This window comes from Dysosmobacter sp. Sow4_B12, assembly GCF_052116665.1.
GTDB lineage: Bacteria > Bacillota > Clostridia > Oscillospirales > Oscillospiraceae > Oscillibacter.
In genome coordinates, this window is record NZ_JBQKKR010000032.1 from 1 (window position 1) to 665 (window position 665).

Annotated in this window: 1 protein-coding gene; it reads left to right on the top strand. The window is 47.8% G+C overall.

All coding sequences use genetic code 11. From position 1 onward, the window contains the following. On the top strand, nucleotides 1-636 hold a 636-nt coding region (locus ACTQ4R_RS12990; RefSeq protein ID WP_441629343.1), incomplete at its 5' end, for a transposase. Nucleotides 637-665: the final 29 nt, after the last annotated feature.

The window sequence follows — 665 nt, forward strand, 5'->3', positions numbered from 1 at the left end:
TATGACAAGGTAACGAAGGCATTCCCCGAAGTAGAGACCATTGTTGCAGATTCCGCTTACAAGACTCCGCATATTTGCAAGAAAGTATTTGGTGATGGAAGGGTTCTCTCCACAGCCTATAAGCGTCCTCAAACGATGAAGGGCGGACACGAGTGGTGGAAATACGTCTATGATGAGTTCTACGACTGCATCATTTGCCCCGAATACCAGATTCTAAAATACAGCACCACGAACCGGGATGGATACCGGGAATACAAGAGCGACCCAAATATCTGCGCCAATTGCCCTACCAGAGAGCTCTGTACTCATTCCAAGGATTGCGTAAAGACGGTACAGCGCCATATCTGGAAAGGCTATGAGGATCTGGCGGACGATGTCCGATACACGCCTGTGTACCAGGACCTTTACAAGAAACGCAAAGAAACGATTGAACGAGACTTTGCAGATGCGAAAGAAAAACACGCCATGCGTTATACACAATACAGAGGCTTGGCCCAGGTAACAAAATGGGTGAAGCTTAAATTTGCTGCCATGAACCTCAAAAAACTGGCGAGGCGGAAATGGAATGACTCTGTCCATTTCCTGTTCTCAATTCTATTTCCCCGAATTTGCGCTGAAACCCCGGTTGCTGCCTAATGCACAACCGGGGTTTCTCGACAGGCTGA